Source organism: Stenotrophomonas sp. FSL W7-1447 (genome assembly GCF_037966425.1).
Classification (GTDB): Bacteria; Pseudomonadota; Gammaproteobacteria; order Xanthomonadales; family Xanthomonadaceae; genus Stenotrophomonas; species Stenotrophomonas pavanii.
Genome location: NZ_CP150199.1, coordinates 4,692,360 through 4,716,880, shown reverse-complemented (window position 1 = coordinate 4,716,880; position 24,521 = coordinate 4,692,360). Strand labels below are relative to the sequence as shown.

22 protein-coding genes are annotated in these 24,521 nt (G+C 67.9%); 13 read left to right on the top strand and 9 right to left on the bottom strand.

All coding sequences use genetic code 11. The annotated features are described in order from the left end of the window. Positions 1-254 precede the first annotated feature (254 nt). The 6 genes from rpmH to NSQ78_RS21815 all read left to right on the top strand — a co-directional run bounded on the left by rpmH (position 255) and on the right by NSQ78_RS21815 (position 8,016). On the top strand, positions 255-395 hold the full coding sequence (gene rpmH, locus NSQ78_RS21840; protein ID WP_005411729.1) for a 50S ribosomal protein L34: 141 nt from the start codon (positions 255-257) through the stop codon (positions 393-395). A 5-nt stretch (positions 396-400) separates the two neighbouring features. Next, a complete protein-coding gene (gene rnpA, locus NSQ78_RS21835) occupies positions 401-895 on the top strand; it encodes a ribonuclease P protein component (protein WP_074725861.1) in 495 nt (164 codons plus the stop codon). After that, on the top strand, positions 895-2,610 hold the full coding sequence (gene yidC / locus NSQ78_RS21830; protein ID WP_049468400.1) for a membrane protein insertase YidC: 1,716 nt from the start codon (positions 895-897) through the stop codon (positions 2,608-2,610). The genes rnpA and yidC overlap by 1 nt, the downstream gene beginning before the upstream one ends. A 115-nt stretch (positions 2,611-2,725) precedes the next feature. Further along, positions 2,726-5,398 (top strand): polysaccharide deacetylase family protein, encoded by a 2,673-nt coding sequence (locus NSQ78_RS21825; protein ID WP_339207519.1) that lies wholly within the window; start codon positions 2,726-2,728, stop codon positions 5,396-5,398. Between the two features lie 3 nt (positions 5,399-5,401). Continuing rightward, on the top strand, positions 5,402-6,751 hold the full coding sequence (gene mnmE / locus NSQ78_RS21820; RefSeq protein ID WP_064239575.1) for a tRNA uridine-5-carboxymethylaminomethyl(34) synthesis GTPase MnmE: 1,350 nt from the start codon (positions 5,402-5,404) through the stop codon (positions 6,749-6,751). A gap of 158 nt (positions 6,752-6,909) precedes the next feature. Continuing rightward, on the top strand, positions 6,910-8,016 hold the full coding sequence (locus NSQ78_RS21815) for a glycerophosphodiester phosphodiesterase (RefSeq protein WP_064239574.1): 1,107 nt from the start codon (positions 6,910-6,912) through the stop codon (positions 8,014-8,016). A 303-nt stretch (positions 8,017-8,319) separates the two neighbouring features. Here the strand turns inward: NSQ78_RS21815 and NSQ78_RS21810 are convergent, their stop codons facing one another. Together NSQ78_RS21810 and NSQ78_RS21805 are read right to left on the bottom strand one after the other, a co-directional pair. Then, positions 8,320-9,090 carry a rhomboid family intramembrane serine protease gene (locus NSQ78_RS21810; RefSeq protein WP_049468391.1) on the bottom strand — a complete coding sequence of 257 codons (771 nt, stop codon included), beginning with the start codon at positions 9,088-9,090 and terminating at the stop codon, positions 8,320-8,322. A gap of 106 nt (positions 9,091-9,196) precedes the next feature. Continuing rightward, positions 9,197-10,159 (bottom strand): TerC family protein, encoded by a 963-nt coding sequence (locus NSQ78_RS21805; protein WP_049468389.1) that lies wholly within the window; start codon positions 10,157-10,159, stop codon positions 9,197-9,199. A gap of 349 nt (positions 10,160-10,508) precedes the next feature. On the opposite strand from NSQ78_RS21805, the gene NSQ78_RS21800 reads away from it, so the two are divergent. Both NSQ78_RS21800 and NSQ78_RS21795 read left to right on the top strand, forming a co-directional pair. Beyond that, positions 10,509-11,678: a class I SAM-dependent rRNA methyltransferase gene (locus tag NSQ78_RS21800; protein WP_049468387.1), complete on the top strand. Its 1,170-nt coding sequence runs from the start codon at positions 10,509-10,511 to the stop codon at positions 11,676-11,678. Positions 11,679-11,772: 94 nt separating this feature from the next. After that, complete coding sequence (locus NSQ78_RS21795; protein ID WP_064239573.1) at positions 11,773-13,014, top strand: dipeptidase; 1,242 nt, start codon at positions 11,773-11,775, stop codon at positions 13,012-13,014. Positions 13,015-13,106: 92 nt separating this feature from the next. On the opposite strand, the gene NSQ78_RS21790 is transcribed toward NSQ78_RS21795, so the two are convergent. From NSQ78_RS21790 to NSQ78_RS21780, 3 genes are all read right to left on the bottom strand, one after another. After that, entirely contained in the window at positions 13,107-14,534 is a 1,428-nt protein-coding gene (locus NSQ78_RS21790) for an amino acid permease (RefSeq protein WP_049417155.1), read from the bottom strand. A gap of 164 nt (positions 14,535-14,698) precedes the next feature. After that, positions 14,699-15,115 carry a hypothetical protein gene (locus NSQ78_RS21785; RefSeq protein ID WP_064239572.1) on the bottom strand — a complete coding sequence of 139 codons (417 nt, stop codon included), beginning with the start codon at positions 15,113-15,115 and terminating at the stop codon, positions 14,699-14,701. Between the two features lie 57 nt (positions 15,116-15,172). Then, positions 15,173-16,255, bottom strand: a complete 1,083-nt coding sequence (locus NSQ78_RS21780) for an aldo/keto reductase (protein WP_202969452.1) — start codon at positions 16,253-16,255, stop codon at positions 15,173-15,175. 97 nt (positions 16,256-16,352) lie between these two features. Here NSQ78_RS21780 and NSQ78_RS21775 point away from each other — a divergent pair, with 97 nt between their 5' ends. Continuing rightward, complete coding sequence (locus NSQ78_RS21775; protein WP_049417160.1) at positions 16,353-17,267, top strand: LysR family transcriptional regulator; 915 nt, start codon at positions 16,353-16,355, stop codon at positions 17,265-17,267. Positions 17,268-17,297: 30 nt separating this feature from the next. On the opposite strand, the gene leuE is transcribed toward NSQ78_RS21775, so the two are convergent. Both leuE and NSQ78_RS21765 read right to left on the bottom strand, forming a co-directional pair. Next, positions 17,298-17,921 carry a leucine efflux protein LeuE gene (leuE, locus tag NSQ78_RS21770; protein WP_064239571.1) on the bottom strand — a complete coding sequence of 208 codons (624 nt, stop codon included), beginning with the start codon at positions 17,919-17,921 and terminating at the stop codon, positions 17,298-17,300. 15 nt (positions 17,922-17,936) lie between these two features. Next, complete coding sequence (locus NSQ78_RS21765; protein WP_064239570.1) at positions 17,937-18,908, bottom strand: LysR family transcriptional regulator; 972 nt, start codon at positions 18,906-18,908, stop codon at positions 17,937-17,939. A 91-nt stretch (positions 18,909-18,999) separates the two neighbouring features. On the opposite strand from NSQ78_RS21765, the gene NSQ78_RS21760 reads away from it, so the two are divergent. Then, positions 19,000-20,007, top strand: coding sequence for a zinc-binding alcohol dehydrogenase family protein (locus tag NSQ78_RS21760; RefSeq protein ID WP_064239569.1), 1,008 nt, complete (start codon positions 19,000-19,002; stop codon positions 20,005-20,007). A gap of 64 nt (positions 20,008-20,071) precedes the next feature. On the opposite strand, the gene NSQ78_RS21755 is transcribed toward NSQ78_RS21760, so the two are convergent. Then, positions 20,072-20,674: a glutathione S-transferase N-terminal domain-containing protein gene (locus NSQ78_RS21755; RefSeq protein ID WP_064239568.1), complete on the bottom strand. Its 603-nt coding sequence runs from the start codon at positions 20,672-20,674 to the stop codon at positions 20,072-20,074. 45 nt (positions 20,675-20,719) lie between these two features. Between NSQ78_RS21755 and rmuC the strand changes: the two genes are divergently transcribed. From rmuC to NSQ78_RS21740, 3 genes are all read left to right on the top strand, one after another. Next, the gene (gene rmuC / locus NSQ78_RS21750) at positions 20,720-22,270 is read left to right on the top strand and encodes a DNA recombination protein RmuC (protein WP_049468370.1); all 1,551 of its coding nucleotides are present in this window, start codon (positions 20,720-20,722) and stop codon (positions 22,268-22,270) included. 70 nt (positions 22,271-22,340) lie between these two features. Then, positions 22,341-22,736, top strand: a complete 396-nt coding sequence (locus tag NSQ78_RS21745; protein ID WP_064239567.1) for a hypothetical protein — start codon at positions 22,341-22,343, stop codon at positions 22,734-22,736. A gap of 137 nt (positions 22,737-22,873) precedes the next feature. Then, complete coding sequence (locus NSQ78_RS21740; RefSeq protein WP_053461715.1) at positions 22,874-23,419, top strand: glutathione peroxidase; 546 nt, start codon at positions 22,874-22,876, stop codon at positions 23,417-23,419. 84 nt (positions 23,420-23,503) lie between these two features. On the opposite strand, the gene NSQ78_RS21735 is transcribed toward NSQ78_RS21740, so the two are convergent. After that, the gene (locus NSQ78_RS21735) at positions 23,504-24,520 is read right to left on the bottom strand and encodes a VacJ family lipoprotein (protein WP_064239566.1); all 1,017 of its coding nucleotides are present in this window, start codon (positions 24,518-24,520) and stop codon (positions 23,504-23,506) included. Between the last annotated feature and the right edge of the window lies 1 nt (position 24,521).

Here is a 24,521-nt window from a genome sequence, read left to right as displayed (position 1 = left end):
CAGCAATAATCGTCCGGTGGCCGGGGCATGGACGCGACAAGGCGCCCAGACACAGGCCGGAAAGGGGGAAATGGATGGCTCAGACTACCACCGAGCGCCCGCCTTCGGAATGCTTGTCCCCTACTTATTCACAAAAACATCCACAGCTATTGCACAGCCCGGTGAATTCGCGTAGCTGTCAGGGCTTGACGCGGGGCAGGGTACCTCTCTAGAATTTCCGGTTCTTTCCGTCCCATTCATACGAGAGGCCCCCAATGGCCACGAAGCGCACCTACCAGCCCAGCAACCTCAAGCGTAAGCGCGACCACGGCTTCCGTGCCCGTATGAAGACCGCTGACGGCCGCAAGATCCTGTCGCGTCGCCGCGCCAAGGGCCGCAAAGTCCTGAGCGCCTGATTGCCATGCCGCACCTCGCGGCAGACGCAATCCCTTCGACAGTGAATACTGCAGACCCGCGCAAGCGATTCCCTCGCTCTGCGCGGGTTCGCACGCGTGCCGAATATTCAACGGTCTTCAACGGCGCCCGCCGTGTGTCCGATCCGCTGATGACCCTGCACTGGCTGCCGGCTGACCGGCCGGCCAGGCTGGGTCTGGCGGTTTCCCGCAAGGTCGATCCGAACGCCGTGGGGCGTAACCGGATCAAGCGCGTCCTGCGCGACATCCTGCGTCAGACACGTACCGAAATCCAGCCAGGCGACTTCGTCGTCGTGGCCCGTAGTGCTGCGCGTTCCGCCAGCAACGACGAGATCCGCCAGGCCTTCCTGCGCCTGCTGCGTCGCCTGCGTGCATTGCCCGCGCCGGGCGTGGACGGCACAATGCCGCCGCCTGATGGCATCGCAACTCCTTCTTTGACCGAGCCGGCATCGCGTCCCGGCCCCGCCGAGCCTGTCCGCTGATGAACCAGACCCGCGTATTCCTCATTTTTGCCTGGCTGATGGTAGCCGTGCTGCTGTGGATGGAGTGGAGCCGTGAAAAGGCTGCCCCCACCCCGGCACCGACGACCACGTCGGCCCCGGCCGCCGCACAGAGCGTTCCGGGCGCGACCCCGGGCAGCATTCCCAGTGCCCAGGTCCCGGGTGCCCCCGGCCAGGCGGCGGTGCAGGCGCAGGCCAGCGCGACCCCGGCCAGCCAGCGCGTGACCGTCACCACTGACGTGCTGCGCCTGGTGCTCGATGGCGGCCGCGTGCTCGACGCCGAGCTGCTGCAGTTCCCGCAGACCAAGGACGAAGGCAGCCCGCCGGTACGCCTGCTGACCGAGGACCCCGCGCATCCGTACAGCGCGATCAGTGGTTGGGCCAGCGAGGACAAGAACACCCCGGTTCCCGGCGCTGACGGCTTCAAGCTGGTGGGCGACACCAAGGACTTCGTGCTGGCTAAGGGCCAGAACGAGCTGCAGATCCCGTTCGTGTGGACCGCTGACAACGGCGTGACCATCAAGCGCACCCTGACCGTCTCGCGCAACGAGTACGCCGTGCGCTTCAAGGATGAAGTCAGCAACGCCGGCACCGCACCGTGGAACGGTTACGTCTACCGCACCCTGGACCGTACCCCGACCATCCTGTCGCGGAGCATGACCAACCCGGATTCCTTCAGCTTCAACGGCGCCACCTGGTACGACAACGACAAGAAGTACCAGCGTCGTGCGTTCAAGGACTACCTGGAAGACGGCACGCTGAACCAGAACATCACCGGCGGCTGGCTGGCGATGCTGCAGCACCACTTCTTCACCGCCTGGATTCCGCAGAAGGACCAGACCGCGCACTACGTGCTGTCGCAGGTGGCCGGTCGTGACCTGATCGAAGCGCGTGGCCCGGCCTTCACCCTGGCCCCGGGCCAGTCCACCAGCACCGAGGCCCGCCTGTGGGTCGGCCCGAAGCTGGTCAACCTGATCGCCAAGGAAGACGTGCCGGGCCTGGACCGCGTGGTCGACTACAGCCGCTTCTCGATGATGGCGGTGATCGGCCAGGGCCTGTTCTGGGTGCTGAACCAGGTGCACAAGCTGGTCGGCAACTGGGGCTGGGCGATTGTCGGCCTGGTGGTGCTGCTGAAGCTGGTGCTGTACCCGCTGTCGGCGACCCAGTACAAGAGCGGCGCGAAGATGCGTCGTTTCCAGCCGCGCATCGCGCAGTTGAAGGAACGCTATGGCGATGACCGCCAGAAGTTCCAGACCGCGATGATGGAGCTGTACAAGAAGGAAAAGATCAATCCGATGGGCGGCTGCCTGCCGATCCTCATCCAGATGCCGATCTTCTTCGCCCTGTACTGGGTGCTGGTGGAATCGGTCGAACTGCGCCAGGCGCCCTGGTTCGGCTGGATCCAGGACCTGACCGCGCGCGACCCGTACTTCATCCTGCCGGTGATCAACGTGGCGGTGATGTGGTTCACCCAGAAGCTGACCCCGGCGCCGGGCATGGACCCGATGCAGCAGAAGATGATGCAGTTCATGCCGCTGGTGTTCGGCGTCATGATGGCCTTCATGCCGTCCGGCCTGGTCCTGTACTGGGTGGTCAACGGCGGCCTGGGCCTGCTGCAGCAGTGGTGGATGACCAAGCGCCATGGCGGCGAGCCGGTTGCGGCCACCACCGCGCCGGCCCCGGTCAAGAAAAAGTAATCGGTAGAGCCGGCCGCTGGCCGGCTGACCCCAGCAAAAGCCCGCCGCAAGGCGGGCTTTTCGCATGCGGCGGTAGAATCGCCTGCACACCGTTCCTCCCACCTTCGAGTCCGCCATGCCGCGTGCGTCGTCGTTCCGCCTGTTCCTGCCCTCGCTGTTGTTGACCCTGGTTGTTGCCGGCTGTGGCGACCAGGACGCGAAGGCGCCGGCGACCACCGTCACCCAGGCGAGCGCGCGGGCCGCGGCCGCCGCCGATCCCGCGGCCGCACCGTTGCTGGCGGCCCTGCAGAAACAGCTCGACGGCTACCGCCGGATCATCGTGCTGCTGGCCGACGAGGCGCAGCAGTCGGCCGCCGACCGCGGCACTTCCACGCGCGTGGGCCAGCAGCTGTTCCACGATGGCCTGGAACAGCGCACGGCCATCGCTGCGCAGTTCGACATGCTGCTGCGCGGCGCCAGCCCGCAACGCTTCGCCACGCTCGGCACCGTGCTGGACTACATCGAGTCCGCGCCGGAGCTGTTCGACGCCGACCGCCTGGCCTTCCGCGAAGTGCTGCGTGATCTGCATGAGCGTGTCGGAACCGATTCCTCGCTGCCGGCGGTGAAGCTGCACCAGCGCATCGGCGAGGACCTGGAAGCGCTCGACGAGATCGAGCGCAACTACAACCAGGAACTGACCCGCATCTTCAGCCGCTTCGAGCGCACCCGCGCCATCGAGCTCAAGCGCGAGAAGTGGGACGATTACATCGCCCACCTGCACAAGGACTACAGCCGCGAAGCGATCCTGCGCGACTACGGGGTGATCGAGCCTTACCCGATGTCGATGAAGGACAGCGACCGTGAGATCTTCGGCCGCGACCTGCCGGCCAAGACGGTGGTGCTGACCTTCGACGATGGCCCGCACAAGGCCTACACCGACGAAGTAGTGGCCATCCTCAAGCGCTACGACGTGCCGGGCGTGTTCTTCGAGGTGGGCCGCAACCTGGGCAAGGTCGAGGCCGATGGCAAGGTCAGCCTCGGGCCGATGGCGAAGATCAGCCGCAACCTGATGGAAGAAGGCTACGCGGTGGGCAACCACAGCCTGACCCACGCCCAGCTGTCGCGCACCACCGGCGACGCGCTGCGCCAGCAGGTGCTCGACACCGACACGCTGCTGAAGGACGTCGACACCAAGCGCGCACCGCTGTTCCGCTTCCCGTATGGCGCGCGCAATGCTGAAGGCCTGCAGCTGCTCAACGAAGCCGGGCTGAAGTCGATCATGTGGAACATCGACTCGATGGACTGGGCCGACCCGGTGCCGGAGTCGATCGTGCAGCGCGTGCTGGACCAGGTGAACAAGGAACAGCGCGGCATCATCCTGTTCCATGACATCCACGATCGTGCAGTGAAGGCACTGCCGCAGATCCTCGACCGGCTGATCGCCGATGGCTACCAGTTCGCCGGCTGGAACGGCCGCGACTTCACTGTCGCCCGTGCGCGCAAGGGCGATACCGGTGCCGCCACCGTCACCACCGGCTACGAGAAGTCGTGGGCGATCGTGGTCGGCATCGACAACTACGCCAAATGGCCGAAGCTGGAGTACGCCAGCCATGACGCGCAGGCGGTGGCCGATACCCTCACCGGGCAGTTCGGCTTCCCGTCCTCGCAGGTGATCGTGCTGAAGAACGAGCAGGCCACCCGCAACAACATCCTGGCCGCGTTCCACGACCGCCTGGCCGATGACCGCACCGGCAGGAACGACCGCGTGTTCGTGTTCTTCGCCGGCCATGGCGCGACCCGCCAGCTGGCCTCCGGGCGCGATCTCGGCTACATCATCCCGGTCGATTCGGATCCGAAGGAATTCGCCACCGACGCCATCGCGATGACCGACATCCAGAACATCGCCGAGAGCATGCAGGCCAAGCACGTGATGTTCGTGATGGACGCCTGCTACAGCGGCCTGGGCCTGACCCGCGGTGGCCCCTCGTCCTCATCGTTCCTGCGCGAGAACGCGCGTCGCAGCGCGCGGCAGATGCTGACCGCCGGTGGTGCCGACCAGCAGGTGGCCGACGCCGGTCCGAACGGCCACTCGGTGTTCACCTGGGTGCTGCTGCAGGCACTGGCCGGCAAGGGAGACCTCAACGGCGACGGCCTGATCACCGGTACCGAGCTGGCCGCCTATGTGGCGCCGGCGGTGTCGGCGGTCTCGCACCAGACCCCGGCCTTCGGCAGCCTGCCCGGTTCGCAGGGCGGCGAGTTCGTGTTCCAGGTGCCGGACAGCCAGGAATTCCTCAACGCCGGCACACGCCAGCTGACCGCCGATGCGATCGCGTTGAACAACAAGGTGGATGCTGCCAGCGAGGCCAAGGACAGCCAGGCACCGGTGACCGTGGCTGACCTGCAGGGCGGCAAGGCCAAGCTGGTGGTGCCCACCGCCGGTCCGGCCTCCGACCGCCAGCGCGCGCAGCAGGCCAACGACCGTGGCCTGCAGCTGTATCGCGAGAAGCAGTACGACGAGGCGGCCGCGCAGTTCACCGAAGCGCTGAAGCTGCGTCCTGATTTTGCCCAGGCGGCCAACAACCTCGGCTTCGTCTACTACCGCCAGCAGCGCTATGCAGAAGCGGCGCGCTGGCTGGAGAACACCCTGAAGATCGACCCGTCGCGCGCCGTGGCCAACCTGAACCTGGGCGATGCCTACTTCAACGCCGGCGACAAGGCCAAGGCCAGGCAGGCCTACACCACCTACCTGGCACTGCAGCCGCAGGGCAGCGGTGCGGCCCAGGCGCGCGCGCAGCTGGAGAAACTCTGAGCGATGAACGAGGCGATCCACACCGACACCATCGTCGCCATCGCCAGCGCGCCCGGCGCTGGCGGCGTCGGCCTGCTGCGCCTGTCCGGTCCGCGTGCCGCGGCCATCGCCCACGCGCTGGGTGCACCTGCGCTGCGCCCGCGCCACGCGCACTACGCGCGCCTGCGCGATGCCGAGGGCGAAGTCATCGACGACGGCATCGTGCTGTGGTTCCCGGCGCCGAACAGTTTCACCGGCGAAGAGGTGGTGGAACTGCAGGGCCATGGCAGCCCGGTGCTGCTGCAGCAACTGGTCGCGCGCTGCATCGCGCTCGGCGCGCGCCAGGCGCGGCCGGGAGAGTTCAGTGAACGGGCGTTCCTCAACGGCAAGCTGGACCTGGCCCAGGCCGAGGCCATCGCCGACCTGATCGCCGCCGGCGACAACCGTGCCGCGCGCGCTGCACGACGCTCGCTGGACGGCGTGTTCTCGCGCCGCATCGAGGCCGTGGTCGAGCAGCTGGTGCTGCTGCGCATCCACGTCGAAGCGGCCATCGACTTTGCCGACGAACCGCTGGATACGCTCGGTGGCGCACAGGTGCGGCGTGGGCTGGAACAGGCGCGCAGTGATCTGGCCCTGCTGCGCCGCGATGCCGAACGCGGTCGCCGCCTGCGCGATGGCCTGCATGCGGTGCTGGTCGGTCCGCCCAATGCCGGAAAGAGTTCATTGCTCAATGCGCTGGCCGGCAGCGAGCGTGCCATCGTCACCGACATCGCCGGCACCACCCGCGACACCCTGCGCGAAACCATCCGCCTGGACGGCCTGGAGCTGACCCTGGTCGACACCGCTGGCCTGCGCGACGGCGGCGATGCCATCGAACGCGAAGGCATGCGCCGCGCCCACGTGGAAATCGAGCGCACCGACCTGGCGCTGATCGTGCTGGATGCGCGCGATCCGGCGGCCGGCGAAGCCGCGCTGGGCGAGGCCGTGGCGTCGGTGCCGCACAAGGTCTACATCCACAACAAGTCGGACCTGCTGGCGGCGTTGCCGTCGCTGGACGATCCGGACCGCGTGTTCGTCTCGGCCGCCACCGGTGCCGGGCTCGAGGATCTGCACGCGCGCCTGCGTTCGATTGCTTCGGCCGGTGCAGGGGAGCAGGTGGACGGTGAGTTCTCGGCGCGCACGCGGCACGTGGATGCAATCGAGCGCGCGCAGGACCACGCGCAACGCGCCGATGGCGAGCTGGCGCACGAGCACCTGGAACTGGCCGCCGAAGAACTGCGGCTGGCCCATGATGCGCTGGGTGAGATCACCGGGCAGATGAGTGCCGATGATCTGCTGGGAAGGATCTTCTCCAGTTTCTGCATCGGCAAGTAAGCCTTGGTAGTGCCGGCCGTTGGCCGGCAAACCAGCCGAACGAGCTCCTCGGGATCGCTACGGGGTCGGAGCCCCTGCGGGGTCCGACCCCGGTACCCCCACCTGTCACATTGTCGCCGCATACTGACGGCCATCACATACCGCTTGGGGAAGTCGCAGTGAAGTCGTGGGGTTGTGCATTGCTGTTGTCGCTGGCCATGGCACCATCGGTGGCCATGAGTGCTGAATCCTCCACCCAGGCCGCACCCAAGGTGTCGGTCTACGGCCATCGCGGGGCAAGCGCGCTGCTGCCCGAGCACACCCTGGCGTCGTACGCGCAGGCTATCGCCGATGGCGCCGACTACATCGAGCCGGACCTGGTGATGACCAAGGACGGCGTCATGGTGGCCCGGCACGAGAACGAGATCGGTGGCACCACCGACGTCGCCTCGCATCCGGAGTTCGCCAACCGCCGCACCCGCAAGGTGATCGATGGGCAGCAGGTCGAGGGCTGGTTCACCGAAGACTTCACCCTGGCCGAGCTGAAGACCCTGTACGCCCGTGAGCGCCTGCCGGAACTGCGCAGCACCGCCTATGACGGCCAGTTCCGCATCGCCAGCCTGGACGAGATCCTGGCCTTCCTGGTGCAGCAGGCCGGGCGTGCCAACCGCGGCATCGGCCTGGTCCCGGAGATCAAGCACCCGACCTACTTCCAGTCCATCGGCCTGCCGATGGAAGACAAACTGCTGGCTGCGCTGCGCGGCAATGCGTACACCAACGTCGGTCCGGTCACGATCCAGTCGTTCGAGACCGCCAACCTGCGCTACCTGCATGGCAAGATCGGCCGCGGCAGCAACATCCGCCTGCTGCAGCTGCTGTGGAAGGGCGATACCCAGCCGGCCGACATCGCCAAGGCCGGTGGCACGCTGACCTACGCGCAGATGATGACCCCGGCCGGACTGAAGGACATTGCCGGCTACGCCGATGGCATCGGCCCCGAACTGCGTTCGATCATTCCGCTGGATGCCAAGGGCGCGCTGGGCACGCCGACCTCGCTGGTACGTGATGCGCATGCCGCCGGGTTGATGGTGATTCCGTACACCTTCCGCCCGGAAAACCACTTCCAGCCCAGCAACCTGCGCAAGGGCGCCGACAGCGCGCGCAATGCCGAGGGATCGATCGCCGAGATGCGCGCTTACCTGGCGACGGGCATCGATGCGTTCTTCACCGATGACCCGGCGCTCGGCCGGCAGGCGGTGGATGGAATGGGCGCGGCGGGGAACTGACCGTCCCGGTAGTGCCGGCCGCTGGCCGGCAACGCGAGGATTGCCAACGAAGGTTCATGAGGTTGCCGGCCAGCGGCCGGCACTACCGCCGCTTCAACCGCGCGGCTCGTCCGGGCGGCGGAACGGGATCACCACGTAGTCCTGGCCCTCGCGCGGCGTCGTCGGCCAGCGGCTCTGCCTCGTCATGGGATGGGCGCGGCGGGGAACTGAATTTCCCGGTAGTGCCGGCCGCTGGCCGGCAACGCGAGGATTGCCAACGAAAGTTCATGAGGTTGCCGGCCAGCGGCCGGCACTACCGTCACCTCAACCGCGCGGTTCGTCCGGGCGGCGGAACGGAATCACCACGTAGTCCTGGCCCTCGCGCGGCTGCCACAACACCGGCACGCGCTGCGGCGACGGCGGCTCCAGCTCGTCGTCGGGCAAAGGCTCGACGTCTTCTTCTTCGTCTTCCCAGCTGTAACGCTGGCGCGGCGGCAACGGGTCGGCGTTGCGGAACAGCAGCGCGGCGATGATGCCGGCGAAGGCGCCGCCCATGTGCGACTGCCAGGACACGCCATCGGCATGCGGCAGGATGGTCATCAGCATGCCGCCATAGAACAGCATGCCGATCAGGCCGGTGGCGATCGCCGCGCGGTCCCGGCGCAGCAGGCCGAGGCTGGCCAGCAGGAACATCAGGCCATGGGTGACGCCACTGGCGCCCAGGTGCACGCTGCCCGGATTGCCCAGCATCCACGCGCCGAGGCCCGAACCCAGCCACAGCAGGGGCAGGGCACGCACGGTGGCTTTCGGATACACGCTGCCGGCGAGGGTGCCGAGGATCAGGATCGCGATGCTGTTGGCGGCGATATGCTCGACCGAGGCATGCAGCATCGGGCCGCCGATCAGGCCGAGCAGGCCCTTGGCTTCCAGCGGCGCGACCGCCCACGGTCGCCAGTCGAACGTGCCCTGCAGGGCGAACACGGCCACCAGCACCAGCACGGCCGCCAGGCTGACATTGAACGCCCGCAGGATGCGCGAGCGGTCATTGCGGGGGGCCGGCACGTCGCCGGCGGGCAGGGGCGTGTTGTTGTCCATACCTCAGCAATGGCGGTGGCTGGCGCGAAACCAAGGCCACCGCAACGGGAGAGTGGAGGCGGCCGGCGGGACAATCCCACCGGCCGCGCTGTTCAGCCGGTCAGGCTCAGGCCTGGCCTTCGCCTTCCTTCGGCGGGTACTTCAGGCTGAGCACCACGGTCGCGGCGATGATCACCGCGACCACGCCCAGCGACACCGGCGTCGGGATCTTGAACAGGTCGATGATCATCATCTTGATGCCGATGAAGCCCAGCACCAGTGCCAGGCCGTACGGCAGCAGGTGGAAGCGGTCGGCCATGCCGGCCAGCAGGAAGAACATCGCGCGCAGGCCCAGCACCGCGAACACGTTGGAGGTGAGCACGATGAACGGGTCGGTGGTGATCGCGAAGATCGCCGGGATGCTGTCCACGGCGAAGATCACGTCGGTGACCGCGATCAGGATCAGCACCGCGAACAGCGGGGTGAACCAGCGCACGCCATCGCGCTTCACGCTCAGCGCGTTGCCGGCGTAGTCCGGCAGCAGGCGCAGGTGCTTGCGCATCCAGCGCAGGGCGGGATTGGTCTCCAGGTCCGGCTCCTGGCCGGCGGCGAACCACATCTTCCAGCCGGTGAACAGCAGGAAGGCACCAAACACGTAGAGCAGCCAATGGAACTGGCTGATCAGCACGCTGCCGGCGAAGATCATGATCGTACGCAGCACGATCGCGCCCAGGATGCCGATGATCAGCACCTTCTGGCGCTGCTCCTCCGGCACCGCGAAGTAGCTCATGATCATCAGGAAGACAAAGATGTTGTCGACCGCCAGCGCCTTTTCGACCAGGTAGCCGGTCAGGAATTCGAGCCCGACCTTGTTGGCCACCACCTGGCCGGCGGTCTCATTCAGGTAGTACCAGAGGCCCGCATTGAACAGCAGGGCCAGCACGACCCAGCCGATGGACCACCACAGGGCTTCCTTGAAGGTGACCTTGTGCGGTCCACCATGGCGCATCAACACGAGGTCGACCAGCAGGGCGATGACCACCACCGCCGCGAAGCCGCCCCACAACCACACGTTACCGATCGTCTGCATTGGGAATGTCCGTTGGAAAGATGAATGCCAGGCCGGACGGCGAGGATCTGCAACGGAGGATCGGGAGGGGATCCAGGGACAGAGCTTCGCCAGTACGGCGAAGGTCTCGCTCGCAGTTCCAGTCGGCTGGAACTGCCGTTGCACCGGAGCCTGCAGGCTCGAAATGACGGCGACAACGTCTGGGAGCTACTCCCCTTCTGGCGCCGATTCTGCCGTCTGGCTGGGCCGCCGTCAAATGCCGGTTTGCCGGGGTCGGACTCCAACGGGGCTCCGACCCCGGGGCCGTCGCCACACTGGGGTCAGAGCCCCTGCGGGGATCTGATCCCGGCGCCCGGTTTACAATGGGTGGATGAATACCCCCCTTCCCGTTGTCCGCCTCAAGAATGCGTGGCGCTCCAGCCACCCGTGGATCTTCCAGAAACTGGTCGAGAAGCCGACCGTCCGGCCCAAGCCCGGTTCCATCGTCGACGTGGTCGGCATTGATGGCGAATTCATCGGCCGCGGGTTCTACAACGGGCACTCGCGCATTGCCGTGCGCATCCTTGAAACCGACCAGAACGTGCCGGTGGATGCCGGCTGGTTCTCGCGCAAGATCGCCCAGGCGGTGTCGCTGCGCCGTGAGGTGCTGAAGCTCGATGCGGTCTCCGATGCCTGGCGCGTGGTGCACAGCGAAGGCGACGGCCTGTCCGGCCTGGTGGTGGATCGCTACGGCGACCTGGTGGTGGTCGAGTTCTTCGCCGCCGGCATGTTCCGCCACCGCGAATGGATCTACGACGCCCTGCGCGAGCAGTTCCCCGGCTGCCGCTTCCACAGCTTCGCCGACGAGCACGTGCAGAAGCAGGAGAGCTTCGACTTCCACGGCAACACCACCACCGAAGCGGCGGTGATCACCGAGTACGGCATCAAGTTCCGCGCCGATCCGGCCGGTGCACACAAGACCGGCTTTTTCGCCGACCAGCGCGAGAACCGCGAATGGCTGAGCCAGCAGGTCGAAGGCAAGAGCGTGCTGGACTTGTGCTGCAACACCGGCGGTTTCGCAGTGTACGCAGCAGCACGTGGCGCTTCGGAAGTGGTCGGCATCGACATCGATGAGGACGTCATCCAGATCGCCAAGGGCAATTCGCGCCTCAACAACGTGCGCCCGAAGTTCATCCAGTCCGACATCTTCCCGTGGCTGCGCGACGCCGCCAACCGCGGTGAGCAGTACGACGTGGTGATCCTGGACCCGGCGAAGATGACCCGCGACCGCGACCAGGTCATCACTGCGCTGAAGAAGTACCTGGACATGAACAAGCTGGCGCTGGGCGTGGTCAAGCCGGGCGGCCTGTTCGCCACGTTCTCCTGCACCGGCCTGGTGGCCGAGGACCAGTTCCTCGACATGCTGCGCCGCGCGGCGTATTTCTCCGGCCGCACGATCCAGATCCTCAAGGTGGCCGGCGCCGGTCCGGACCACCCGTTCATGGCCCACGTGCAGGAATCGCGTTACCTGAAGGCCGTGTTCTGCCGCGTGGTGGACTGACCGCGTGACGCTGTAGAGCCGAGCCGCGCTCGGCTCTACAAATCAGCAGGCCGCAGCGCTATGGTCGGGCTCTTCCCAATGCCGGTGAGAGCCCATGCCTTCGTTGCGCCCCCTGTCCGTCGTGCTCGCCCTGGCGCTGTGCGCGCCGCTGTCGGCCCATGCCATCGAGTTCAGCGCGCAGGAGCTGACCCGCGCCAAGGCGCTGCAACAGCGCCTGGTCACCCTCGACAGCCATCTGGATACACCGGCCAATTTCGGCCGAACCGGTTTTGACATCGAGCAGCGCCACGACCGCAACGCCCTTTCGCAGGTGGATTACCCGCGCATGGTCGAAGGCGCGCTGGATGGCGGCTTCTGGGCGATCTACACCGACCAGGGCGACCGCAGCGCCGCCGCGCATCTGGCCGAGCGTGACCATGGCCTGCAGCGGTTGATGCAGATCCGCGAAATGCTGGCGGCCAATCCCGAGCGCTTCGCGCTGGCACTGACCGCCGATGATGCCGCGCGGATCAAGGCCGCCGGCAAGCGCGTGGTGTACATCAGCATGGAAAACGCCAGCCCGCTGGTGGACGACCCCAGCCTGCTCTCGTTCTACCACCGTGCCGGGCTGCGCCTGCTCAGCACCGTGCACTTCGCCAACAACGAGTTCGCCGATTCGGCCACCGACCCCAAGGGCGCGGAATGGAAGGGCCTGAGCCCGGCCGGCAAGGAACTGGTGCGACACGCCGTGAAGCTGGGCATCGTGATCGATCAGTCGCATGCCTCGGACGCGGTGTTCGACGATCTGCTGGCGATGATGCCGGTGCCGTTCGTGCTGTCGCACAGCTCGGCCAAGGCGGTCTACGACCATCCGCGCAATCTGGATGACGCGCGCCTGCGCAAGCTGGCCAGGGCCGGCGGCGTGATCCAGGTGAACGCCTATGGCGGCTACCTGATCGACACGGCGAAGACGCCCGAGCGCAAGCAGGCCGAAGAAGCGCTGAGCAAGCAGCTGGGCGGCTGGGAAGGCATGGGCATCGAGCAGGGTGTTGCCCTGCTGAAGGCCGAGCAGGCACTGGACCACGAGCACCCGGTGCGCCACGCCAGCCTGGATGATTTCTTCGCCCACTTCGAGCACATCCTCAAGGTGGTCGGCCCCGAGCACGTGGGCATCGGCCTGGACTGGGATGGTGGCGGTGGCCTGAGCGACCTGCCCGATGTCAGCCAGCTGCCGAAGATCACCGCCTGGCTGCTGCGCAAGGGCTATACCGAGCAGCAGATTGCCGGCATCTGGGGCGGCAACCTGCTGCGGGTGATGCGCCAGGCGCAGGATTACGCGGCAAAACAGGGCGGTTGACCGCCCTTCGGTCGTGCCGGCCGCTGGCCGGCATTGCCCGTATCAACAGGATACGAGGTGCCGGCCAGCGGCCGGCACGACCGGCGAGCCGGTTACTTCGCGATCAGTGCGTGGCGGCGGCTGTACAGGAAGTACAGCACCAGGCCGGCCACGTTCCACAGCAGGAAGTACAACTGCGTGGTGTGCGGCAGGCTGATGAACAGGTAGATGCAGCCCAGCGCGGCCAGCGGCCCGACCACGAAGGCCAGCGGTGTGCGGAAGGTTCGCTCGCGGTTCGGCTCGCGCAGGCGCAGCACCACCAGGCAGATACCCACCGCAGTGAACGCGGCCAGGGTACCGGCATTGGCCAGCGCGGCGATCTCGTCCAGGCGGGCCACGCCGGCCAGCGCCGACACCACCACGGCGGTGAACAGCGTGGTCGCCACCGGCGTGCCGGTGCGCGCATTGACCTTGGACAGGCCACGCGGCAGCAGGCCATCGCGGCTCATCACGAAGAAGATGCGGCTCTGGCCGTACAGGAAGGCCAGCAGCACGGTCGGCAGCGCGATGATCGCAATCACGCCAATCACCATCGCGGCGGTCGGATGGCCGAGCTGGCGCATGATCAGCGCCAGCGGTTCGGCGCTGTGGCCGAACACCGCGTAGCTCATCGCACCCACGGCGGCCAGCGCCACCAGCACGTAGACGATGGTGCAGCCGATCATCGACCCGATGATGCCGATCGACAGGTCGCGGCCGGGGTTCTTGGTTTCCTCGGCGGCGGTGGAGATCGCATCGAAGCCGTAGAAGGCGAAGAAGATGATCGCCGCTGCCGCCATCACGCCGTGCTCGACCCCGTCAGGGCCCATCGACTTGGCAAAGCCATACGGCATGAACGGCTGCAGGTTGGCGCTGTCGAACGCAGGCAGGGCCACGGCCACGAAGATCGCCAGCGCGATCAGCTTGAACACCACCAGGATCGCATTGAGCGTGGCGCTCTCCTTGGTGCCGGCCATCAGCATGCCGGCTACCAGCCAGGTGATGATGATCGCCGGCAGATTGATCATGCCGCCTTCCACGTGCGGGCCGGCCGCCAGCCAGGCTGGCAGGTGCACGTTCCAGCCGAACTGGGTGTGCACCCATTCGAGGAAGCCGACGAAGTAGCCGGACCAGCCCACCGCCACCGTACTCACCACCAGCGAGTACTCCAGGATCAGGCTCCAGCCCACCACCCAGGCGAACACCTCGCCGAGCGCACTGTAGCTGTAGGTGTAGGCGCTGCCGGCGGCCGGCATCATCGTCGACAGCTCGGCATAGGACAGCGCCGCACAGGCGCAGACCGCACCGGCGATGGCGAAGGAAATCAGCACGGCCGGGCCGGCCAGGTTGGCACCGACGCCGATCAGCGTGTAGATGCCGGTACCGACGATGGCACCGATGCCCAGCGCGATCAGGTGCGGCCAGCTGAGCGTCGGGATCAGGCGCCTGCCGGCTTCGTGGACGGTGACGGAATCTAGGGACTTGCGCCGGAACAGGGACATGCAGGCCTCGGAAGGGGTGACTGAGAACGACAAGTTCCCGAGTGTGACCGAACGCAGCGCAGCATTGCCACTGACGGGGGTCATACCCGACGTGCCGCGCGCTGCACCGCGATCAGGCTGCCGGAATCGGCATAAAGCAGGCCGGACCCCCGCGTCGGGTGACGTCAGGGCAGGGCGGGCCAGTGGCAGCCGTCTTCCTGCCAGGCCTCGACGTCATCGTGGAAAGAGGTCCTGCGCCCGTCACGGGTACGCTCATAGCTCAGGTCCAGCACCAGCGCGCCCTGGGTACTCAGCAGGTAACGGCCGTTGAGGCGGCCGTCGATGCGCTCCTCCCACACGCTGTCGAACTGGTAGGGACGATCCTCTGCCAGCACCGTGGTCTCCATCGAGACCCGGCGCAGGGGCAGGCGCCCGCGCTGGCCGGCGTAGCGCACGTCGGCCGCGCCGTCATCCAGCCAGCGCCATTCCAGGTGGATGCTGTCGTTGCGGCCGCCCGTCAGGCAGCGATGGTCCTGTACGGTGGCGCCAGAGGCGGTGCCGGCGAACAGCAGGGTCAGGGCGAAGCCGGCCAGGCGGACCATCCACGCGCATCCATTGCAGAAGGGGGGCCAGCATAGCCCGCCCTGCCTGCCATGCCCTCAGCGCCCGCGCGGCCGCAGCTGGGTGCCGCCGCTCATCAGCATCCGCGGCAACGGCATCCGCAGGAAATCGTGCGGGAACGACGGTGCCACTGCACTGATCGCATCGAGGTGGGCCAGGGCCTCGGCCGGCAGCACCAGCTGCAGCGCGTCCAGGTTGTGCTCGAACTGCGCCAGGGTGCGGGCGCCGATGATCGGCAGCGCGCCGGCGCCGGGGCGCTGCAGCAACCAGGCGAGTGCAACCTGCGCAGGCGAATGCGAAAGATCGGCAGCGATGGTTGCGACGTCCCCGGCAATCTGCAGCGAACGCGGCGTCAACGCACCATTGATCAGGGCCACGCTGCGGCGCGACCCGCCGGGTGTGGCTGGCAACGCCTCGGCGCTGGCGAGGTCGGCCGTGCTGTACTTGCCGGTCAGCACGCCGCTGCCCAATGGCGACCACGCCACCACGCCCAGCCCCAGCGCATCGGCCATCGGCAGCAGTTCATGCTCGACGCTGCGCTGGATCAGGCTGTACTCGATCTGCAGCGCCACCAGCGGCGACCAGCCACGCAGGTCGGCCAGGGTCTGCATGCGCGCGATCTGCCAGGCCGGCGTGTCCGAGATGCCGGCGTAAAGCACCTTGCCGCTGCGGACCAGGTCGTCGAAGCCCCGCATGACTTCGTCAACGCCGGTGGTGTCGTCCCAGGCGTGCAGGTACAGCAGGTCGAGGTAGTCGGTCCCCAACCGCCGCAGACTGTCCTCCACCGAGCGCAGCATGCTCTTGCGGTGGTTGCCGGCGTTGTTGGGGTCACCGGGGACGGTGGCGAGGGTGTACTTGCTGGCGATCACCAGCCGGTCGCGCTGGCCTTGGGCGAACCGGCCAAGCAGGGTTTCCGCACTGCCGTTGGTGTAGTTGTTGGCGGTATCGATGAAATTGCCGCCACGTTCGACGTAGGTGTCGAAGATGCGGCGAGCCTCGGTTTCGTCCGCGCCCCAGCCCCAGTCGGCGCCGAAGGTCATCGTGCCCAGTGCCATCGGGCTGATGCGAAGGCCGGAGCGGCCGAGCAGGCGGTAGTGGTCCAGCGACATGGGGGGTCTCACAGGGAGGCGGCGGTACCGCCGGGAGGCACAGCATCGGCCGACCGTTCCTGTGGATAAACTGGATGGCACCGGACTCACCATGAAGAGTGACTTCACAATGGATCCCTCCGCACCGTTGTCGGCGGTGGTCGCCTTCGTTCACGTCGCCGACCATGCCAGCTTCACCCGCGCCGCAGATGCGCTGGGCATCTCCACCTCGGCACTGTCGCAGAGCGTGCGCGCGCTGGAGGCGCGGATGGGCGTGCGCCTGCTGCAACGGACCACGCGCCGGGTCGGCCTGACCGAACACGGTGCGCGCTTCCTTGAACGTGTACGCGGCGGACTGGAGCAGATCGATTCGGCGTTCGCCGACCTCGACAGCGCGCGTGCGGTTCCGGCCGGGAAGCTGCGCATCACCCTTCCACGCATCGTGGCCGAGCGCCGGGTGCTGCCGGCACTGCCTTCGTTCCTGGCGCGCTATCCACAGGTGGACGTGGAGTTGTGCGTGGAGCCGGCGTTGACCGATCTGGTGGCCGAAGGCTTCGACGCGGGTATCCGCCTTGGCGAGTCGCTGGCGCGCGGCATGATCGCAGTGCCGATCGGACCGCCGGAGCGGCAGGTGGTGGTGGCCACGCCCGGCTACTTCGCGCAGCACGGCATTCCGGCCAGCCCGCACGAACTGCAGGGCCATGCATGCATCGTCCACCGCCGCGCCAACGGCCGACTGATGCCCTGGGAGTTCAGCCGCGATGACCATGACCTGGAGGTCGAGGTCAACGGCCGGCTGGTGTTCAACGATGCCGAGCTGGCCCACGGCGCCGTGCTGGCCGGGCTCGGCATGGCGCAGGGGTTCGCGTCACTGGTGGCCGATGACCTGGCATCCGGGCGCCTGCAGGCGGTGCTGCAGGACTGGCAACCGCCGTTCCCCGGCTTCCACCTGTATTACCCCGCGCGCGAGCACATGGCACCGAAGCTGCGGGTGTTCATCGACCATCTGCGCGCAGGACTGCACGGCGGGACGGGGCCCACCTAGGCCGGCAGGCGTAGCGTCGAGCCTGCGCTGTCAGCCGTTCAGCCCCAGACGGATGCCGAACCCGACCAGGAACAGGCCGGCCACGCGGCGCAGCGCATCGCTGATCTGCTGGATCAGCCGGCGACGGGCCAGGTTGCCCACGCCGATCAGCATCGAGCAGTAGGCGATGCTGACCACCAGGATGATGCCGGCCAGCGCGGCGAAGGTGGCGATGCCCTGGTGCGCCTTCGGATCGATGAACAACGGCAGGAACGCCATGTAGAACAGGATCGCCTTCGGGTTGAGCAGGCTGACCAGGATCGCCTGCTGGAAGTAGCGGCCCGGCTGCATGCGGATCGGGCCGGCATCACTGCCCTCGTGCTTCGGCGTGCGCAGCAGGCCGATGCCGACCCACACCAGGTAGGCCGCACCCAGGTACTGCACGGCGTGGAACACCAGCGGGTTGGCCTTGAGCAGCGCGGCCACGCCGGCCAGCGCCAGCCACATCAGGATCTGGTCACCGACCAGCAGGCCGGCCAGTGCGGTGTAGCCGCCACGCACGCCGCCACGGCCGGTGGCGGTCAACAGGGTGAAGGTACCGGGACCGGGCAGGGCGAGAAACACCAGCACGGCGACCAGAAACGTCCACAGGTCCTGGATGCCCATCCACGGCATGGCGGTGCGCTCTTGTTACGGGGGGCCGCCATTGTCGGCCAGCGCCCCGGCAGGCGACAGGGGGCCGGCGGGGCCAACCGGCATCCCAGACAGCAACGGTTGCAGGTGCTGGCGCAGCTGCGCATGCAGCTGCCTTACCGCGGGCGAGAACTGCTTGCGGTGCGGGCACACCAGCTGCAATGGGATGCTGCTGCCAACGCCGTCCAGCAGCACCTGCAGGCGCCCGGCCAGCACGTCCTCGCGCAGGTCCAGCCAGGACTTGTAGGTGATGCCTTCACCGGCCACGGCCCAGCGCCGCACCACGTCGGCGTCGTCGCAGACCAGCGGGCCGCGCACGGGGATCACGGCGCGGCGTCCGTCCACCTCGAACGACCAGCGATCGTAGGCGCGGCCACTGAGCTGGTAGACCAGGCAGTCGTGCTCGCGCAGCTCATCCAGCCGCGTGGGCATGCCGCGCCGCTGCAGGTAGCCGGGCGAGGCGGCCAGCACGCGCCGGTTGCCTTCCAGCAGGGGCAGGGCCACGTAGTTGGCATCGTCGAAGTGGCCGATGCGGATGGCCACGTCGACCGGGTCCCGGAACACATCGGCCACTTCGTCGGACAGGCGCAGATGCAGGCGCAGCCGCGGGTGGGCCGCGCGGAACGCGCTCAGCCAGGGCAGCAGCAGGTTGCGGCCGAAGTCCGACGGCGCCGACAGTTGCAGGGTGCCATGCAGCTCGGTGTCCTCGCCCTGTACGCGGGCCTGGCCCTCGCGCAGGGTGGCCAGCACCTCCTGCGCATACGGCAGGTACAGCGCGCCCTCGCCGGTCAGGCGCAGGCTGCGGGTGGTGCGCACGAACAGGCGCAGGTCCAGTTCACGTTCCAGCCGCGCCACCGCCGCGGCGACCTGGCCGGGCAGCAGGTCGGCCTCGCGGGCGGCCTGCGAGAAGCTGCCCAGCGCGGCGGTACGAACGAACAGCTGCAGGTCGTCGAAGCGGATCATTTTCATTGCTGGAGTGAAAGTCCTGCCCGATTCTGCGCCTTTCTGCCGTCGCGCGCGCGGCGCAACCTGTCGCCTCCTTCCCCACTGGACCGCTGCCATGCGCGCCATTGCCTACACCCACGCCGGCCTGCCGATCGATGATCCGCAGGCCCTGATCGATATTGAACTGGACCTGCCGCAGCCCGGACCGCGCGACCTGCGGGTGGCGGTGCGCGCGGTGGCGGTGAACCCGGTCGACACCAAGGTCCGCCGCGGCGTGGCCACCGACGGCCCGCGCGTGCTGGGCTGGGATGCGGTCGGCATCGTCGACGCGGTGGGCAGCGAGGTGACCCTGTTCCAGCCCGGCGACGCGGTCTACTACGCCGGCGTCATCGATCGCCCGGGCAGCAACGCCGAGTACCAGCTGGTGGATGAGCGCAGCGTCGGCCGCAAGCCGGCCAGCCTCGACGATGCCGCCGCCGCCGCGCTGCCACTGACTGCGATCACCGCCTGGGAGCTGCTGTTCGACCGCCTGCGCATCCCCGAGGGCGGTGGCGAAGGCCAGGCCCTGCTGGTGATCGGTGCTGCCGGCGGTGTCGGCTCGATCCTGGTGCAGCTGGCGCGGAAGCTGACCCGGCTGACCGTGATCGGCACCGCCTCGCGCCCGGAGACCCAGGACTGGGTGTATGCGATGGGCGCGCACCATGTGATCGACCACCGCCTGCCGCTGGCCGAGGGCCTGGCGCGGCTGGGCATCAGCGAGGTGCAGCACGTGGCCAGCCTGACCCATTCCGACCAGCACTACGCGCAGATCGTGGAACTGCTGGCGCCGCAGGGACAGTTCGGCCTGATCGATGACCCGGGCCAGGTGGATGTGATGGCGCTCAAGCGCAAGGCACTGTCGCTGCACTGGGAGTCGATGTTCACCCGGCCGCTGTACCGCACCGCCGACATGCAGCGCCAGCACGACCTGTTGAACCGGGTGGCCGAGCTGGTCGATACCGGCGTGCTGCAGACCACGCTGGGCGAACATTTCGGGCGCATCGACGCGGCCAACCTGCGGCGCGCCCACGCGCTGCTGGAAAGCCACCGCGCCAAGGGCAAGATCGTGCTGGAAGGCTGGTAAGGGCGGGTCGTTCCCACGCCCTTGGGGTCAGATCTCTTTCCCGGGAAAGGATCTGACCCCTGCCTCAGGCCACGCCGTTGTCGACGTGTTCGGCGAAACCGGGCTGCTGGCGCAGGCGCTCGAACCAGGCGCCCACGTGTGCCAGCGCCGGCGTGTGGCCCGGTGTGCTGCGCCAGCGCTGGGTCGACAGCCCGAGCACGATGTCGGCGAGGGTGAAGGTGTTGCCAGCGGCGTAGCCGCCAGCGGCCAGCTGGGCATCAAGCACGCCCATCAAGCGGTTCCACTGGGCCAGGCTGGCCTCGGCGCGGGCATCGTCCGGGTAGTCCGGATGCTGGCGCACGCGTGCCATGAACACGTGCCGCCAGGCACTGTTGAGGTCGCTGGCCTGCCAGTCCATCCACTGCTCGACCCGCGCACGATCCTGTGCCGTGCGGGGCAGCAGGTCGTCACGGCCCGCGCGGGACGCCAGGTAGCGGCAGATGCTGTTGGACTCCCACAGCACGAACTCGCCATCACGCAGGACCGGCACCTGCCGGTTCGGGTTCAGGGTGGCCAGCAGGTCCGCGGGTGGCGCAGGCTCGTGGTGCAGGGGCAGGTCGAGGCCGGCGCACAGCCAGAGCACCTTGCGCACGTTGATGGAGGTGGGCTTTCCGTACAGGGCAAGCATGGTCCTGGCGCAGCAGTTGAGACTGGGCCAGCCTACACTTGCCGCATGCAAACCGAATCCCTGCTCATTGCCGGCCTGCTGTTGGCCGTGCTCATCCTGCAACTGGTCGCCCTGCTGCGCCGCCCCCCGCATGACCGCCTGGAGCAGGCGGTGCGCGAGGAGGCACGGTCCGGGCGCAGCGAGCTGCGCGAACAGCTCGATGGCTTCGCCCGCGCGCTGACCGATCTGTCCACCCGTACCGACCAGCGCCTGGACCTGCTGCGCGAGGCGCTGGGCGAAGATGCGCGCAAGGCGCGTGCCGAGGCTGCCGACAGCCAGCAGCGCGGCGCCGCGCTGACGGGACAGCGCCTGCAGGAGCTGCGGGGCCAGCTGGAGGCCTTCGGCCAGCAGCAGGAGGCGCGCATCCATGCGTTTGGCCAGCAGCTGCAGGAACTCACCGGGCGCACCGATACCCAGCTGGGTGCGTTGCGCCAGACCCTGGTCGATGACGCGCGCAAGGGCCGCGAGGAAGGCGCGCAGTCGCAGCAGCGCCTGACCGAAAGCCTCGGCCTGCGCCTGCAGGAGCTGACCCAGCGCAACGAACAGCGCATCGCCGAGATGCGCGCCACGCTGGAAGAGCAGCTGCGCGCGCTGCAGAACGACAACGCGCAGAAGCTGGAGCAGATGCGCCATACCGTGGACGAGAAGCTGCAGTCCACGCTGGAGACGCGCCTGGGCAATTCCTTCAAGCTCGTCTCCGAGCGCTTGGAACAGGTGCAGCGTGGCCTCGGCGAGATGCAGCAGCTGGCCACCGGCGTCGGCGACCTCAAGCGCGTGCTGACCAACGTCAAGAACCGCGGCAGCTGGGGCGAAGTTCAGCTGGAGAACATCCTTGAGCAGACACTCACCCAGGAGCAGTACGCACGTGCGGTGAAGGTGCGGCCGGACAGCGGCGAGATGGTCGACATCGCGGTACGCCTGCCGGGACGCAGCAGCGGCGATACCCCGGTGTGGCTGCCGATCGACTCCAAGTTCCCGCGCGAGGACTACGAGCGCCTGCTGGACGCGCAGGAGCAGGGCGACGCCGAGGGCGTGCGCCTGCAGGGCATCCAGCTCGAGCGCGCGGTGCGCGTGCAGGCCAAGTCGATCTGCGACAAGTACATCGCACCCCCGCATACCACCGATTTCGCAGTGATGTTCCTGCCCACCGAAGGTCTGTACGCCGAAGTGATCCGGCGCCCGGGACTGGTCGATCTGCTGCAGCGCGAGCACCGCGTGGTCGTGGCCGGGCCGACCACGGTCACCGCGCTGCTCAACAGCCTGCAGATGGGGTTCCGCACGCTGGCCATCGAGCAGCGCTCCAGCGAGGTCTGGAGCCTGCTGGGCGCAGTGAAGAGCGAGTTCGGCAAGTTCGCCGGCATCCTGGAGAAGGCCGAGAAGCAGATCACCACCGTCGGGCGCAGCATCGGCGAGGCCAGCCGCAAGACACGCACTATCGAACGGCGCCTGCGGGGTGTCGAGTCGCTGGCCGCCGAGCAGGCACAGTCGTTGCTGGGCGACCTGGCCGAGGGAGATGCCACGGCCGAGGAAGAGGCGAGCGACGGCGAGGAGGCCTGACCGGCGCCGACACGCCACCTGCATCGCCGGTGCGTATGCTGGCGGCCTGCCCGCCCGATCCGGTACCACGATGCGCCTGCCCCTTTGCACCAGCCTTGTCCTGACCGCACTGCTTGCCGCCTGCAGCAGCGCGCCACCAAGCGTGGACACGACCGCGCAGGCCACGGCCACCAGCCCTGAAGCCGCCGAGGCCTATCGCGAAGCGCGCGACGTCGACTGCCAGGCTGCCGGTGGCACCCTGCAGCGGCTCGGCCGGTTGCAGCGCGAGCAGTGCGTGATTCCCTATGCCGATGCCGGCAAGGCCTGCAGCCGCAAGAGCGACTGCACCGGCCAGTGCCTGGCGACGGGCGAGGGGGTGGCCGGCGTCGTGGCGACAGGCACCTGCCAGCGTGATGCCAGCCAGAACTTCGGTTGCCGCCAGCGCATCGACGACGGCAAGGCGCAGGGCACGCTCTGCGTGGACTGATCCTCGCGCCGGCTGCTGGCCGGCAGCCTCATGAACCCGTGCGAACGGTCGCACGATTGCCGGCCAGCGGCCGGCACGACCGGCATCGCGCGGCGCTATGCTGGTCGGCCATTTCCCGACGTAGCCGGAGCCCCCGCGTGAGTACCCCGATCCAGGACATTCCCCTCACCACCATCGACGGCCAGCCGTCCTCGCTTGCCGACTACCAGGGCAAGGTGCTGCTGCTGGTCAACGTCGCCTCCAAGTGCGGCCTGACCCCGCAGTACGAAGGCCTGCAGGCGCTGTATTCGGAAAAGCACGCCCAGGGCCTGGAAGTGCTGGGCTTCCCCGCCAACAACTTCCTCGGCCAGGAGCCGGGCAGCGAGGCCGAGATCCAGCAGTTCTGCCAGCTCACCTATGACGTCAGCTTCCCGATGTTCTCCAAGATCAGCGTGGCCGGCGAGGATACCCACCCGCTGTACCAGCAGCTGACCGCCGCGCAGCCGCAGTCGATCGGCGAAGGCCCGCTGCGTGAGCGCCTGGCCAGCAAGGAGATCCCGATCCATCCGGCACCGGCGGTGCTGTGGAACTTCGAGAAGTTCCTGGTCGGCCGTGATGGCAAGGTCGTCGCACGCTTTGCCCCGGACGTGGCCGCCGACGATGCACGCCTGCGCGAGGCCATCGAGGCCGCGCTGGCGGCCTGAGCAAGGCGTGCCAGCCGCGGTTGGCACCCAGCGGAAAAGAAAAACCCCGCCAAGGCGGGGTTTTTCATGCGCCGATGCAGGGCTTCAGTGGGTCCACTGCGGCATCGGCATCGCATCGACCGGGATCGGCGAATTGGCATCGTCATGGCCGCGGTCGCGCTTGCTGCGCAGGTCGTTCTCGATCTGGTAGTTGCGGCGCTGCATCCACGCATCGCGGACCAGGGCGTATTCGTCCACTGCGGTGTCGCGCAGATCGTCGATCGCCAGCAGCTGTGCGCGGGTGTCGACCAGCTGCAGGCCCTGCAGGCCGATGCGGATCTTGTCTTCCTCGACGCGCCGGATCGGCGACAACGGGATGTCACCGGCCAGGCCGAACACGTCGCGCACGGTACGCGGGCCGAAGAACGGCAGCTCCACGTAGCGCGAACGACGCCAGCCCCAGGCACCCAGGGTCTGGCCGAAGTCTTCATTGCGACGCGGCACCATCGCCTTGCTGGCCGGATCGAACAGGCCACCGATGCCCAGCGTGCTGTTCATCAGGAAGCGGCCGAGGCTGTCCCACGCATCGGCACCGCGGCCCTGCAGCAGCTGGTTGGTGATGGTCACCGGCGCACGCAGGTTGCTGAAGAAGTTGCTGATGCCGGTACGCGCGAAGCGCGGCACCACATGGGTATAGGCGGTGGCCAGCGGACGGGCCACACCGCGGTCGACCGCATTGTTGAACGTGTGGACCTTGCGGTTGAACGGTTCCCAAGGATCGTAGGCCGCAGCGCTGCTGGTGGTGCCGGTGCCGCCATACAGGGCGTCGAAATCATCGTCGCCCCCGGCGGCGGTGGCCGTTGCGGTCTTCGCTGCGCTGGTCTCTGCGCCGTGTGCCGACGCAGCCGGCGACGGTGCGGAAGGCGCCGGTGGAGTGGCCGCGGCTGCGACCGGCGTCGCGTCGGCGCCGCCGGTATCGGCGGTTGCTACCGGTGCCTCGGCCACCGTGCTGGCCGCGACCACGGTGCTGGCGACCGGTGCATCGCTGCGCGCGGGCTTGCCGGCACAGGCGGTCAGGGCGGTGGCCAGGAGGATCAGGGGGAAAGTGCGTACGACGTTCATG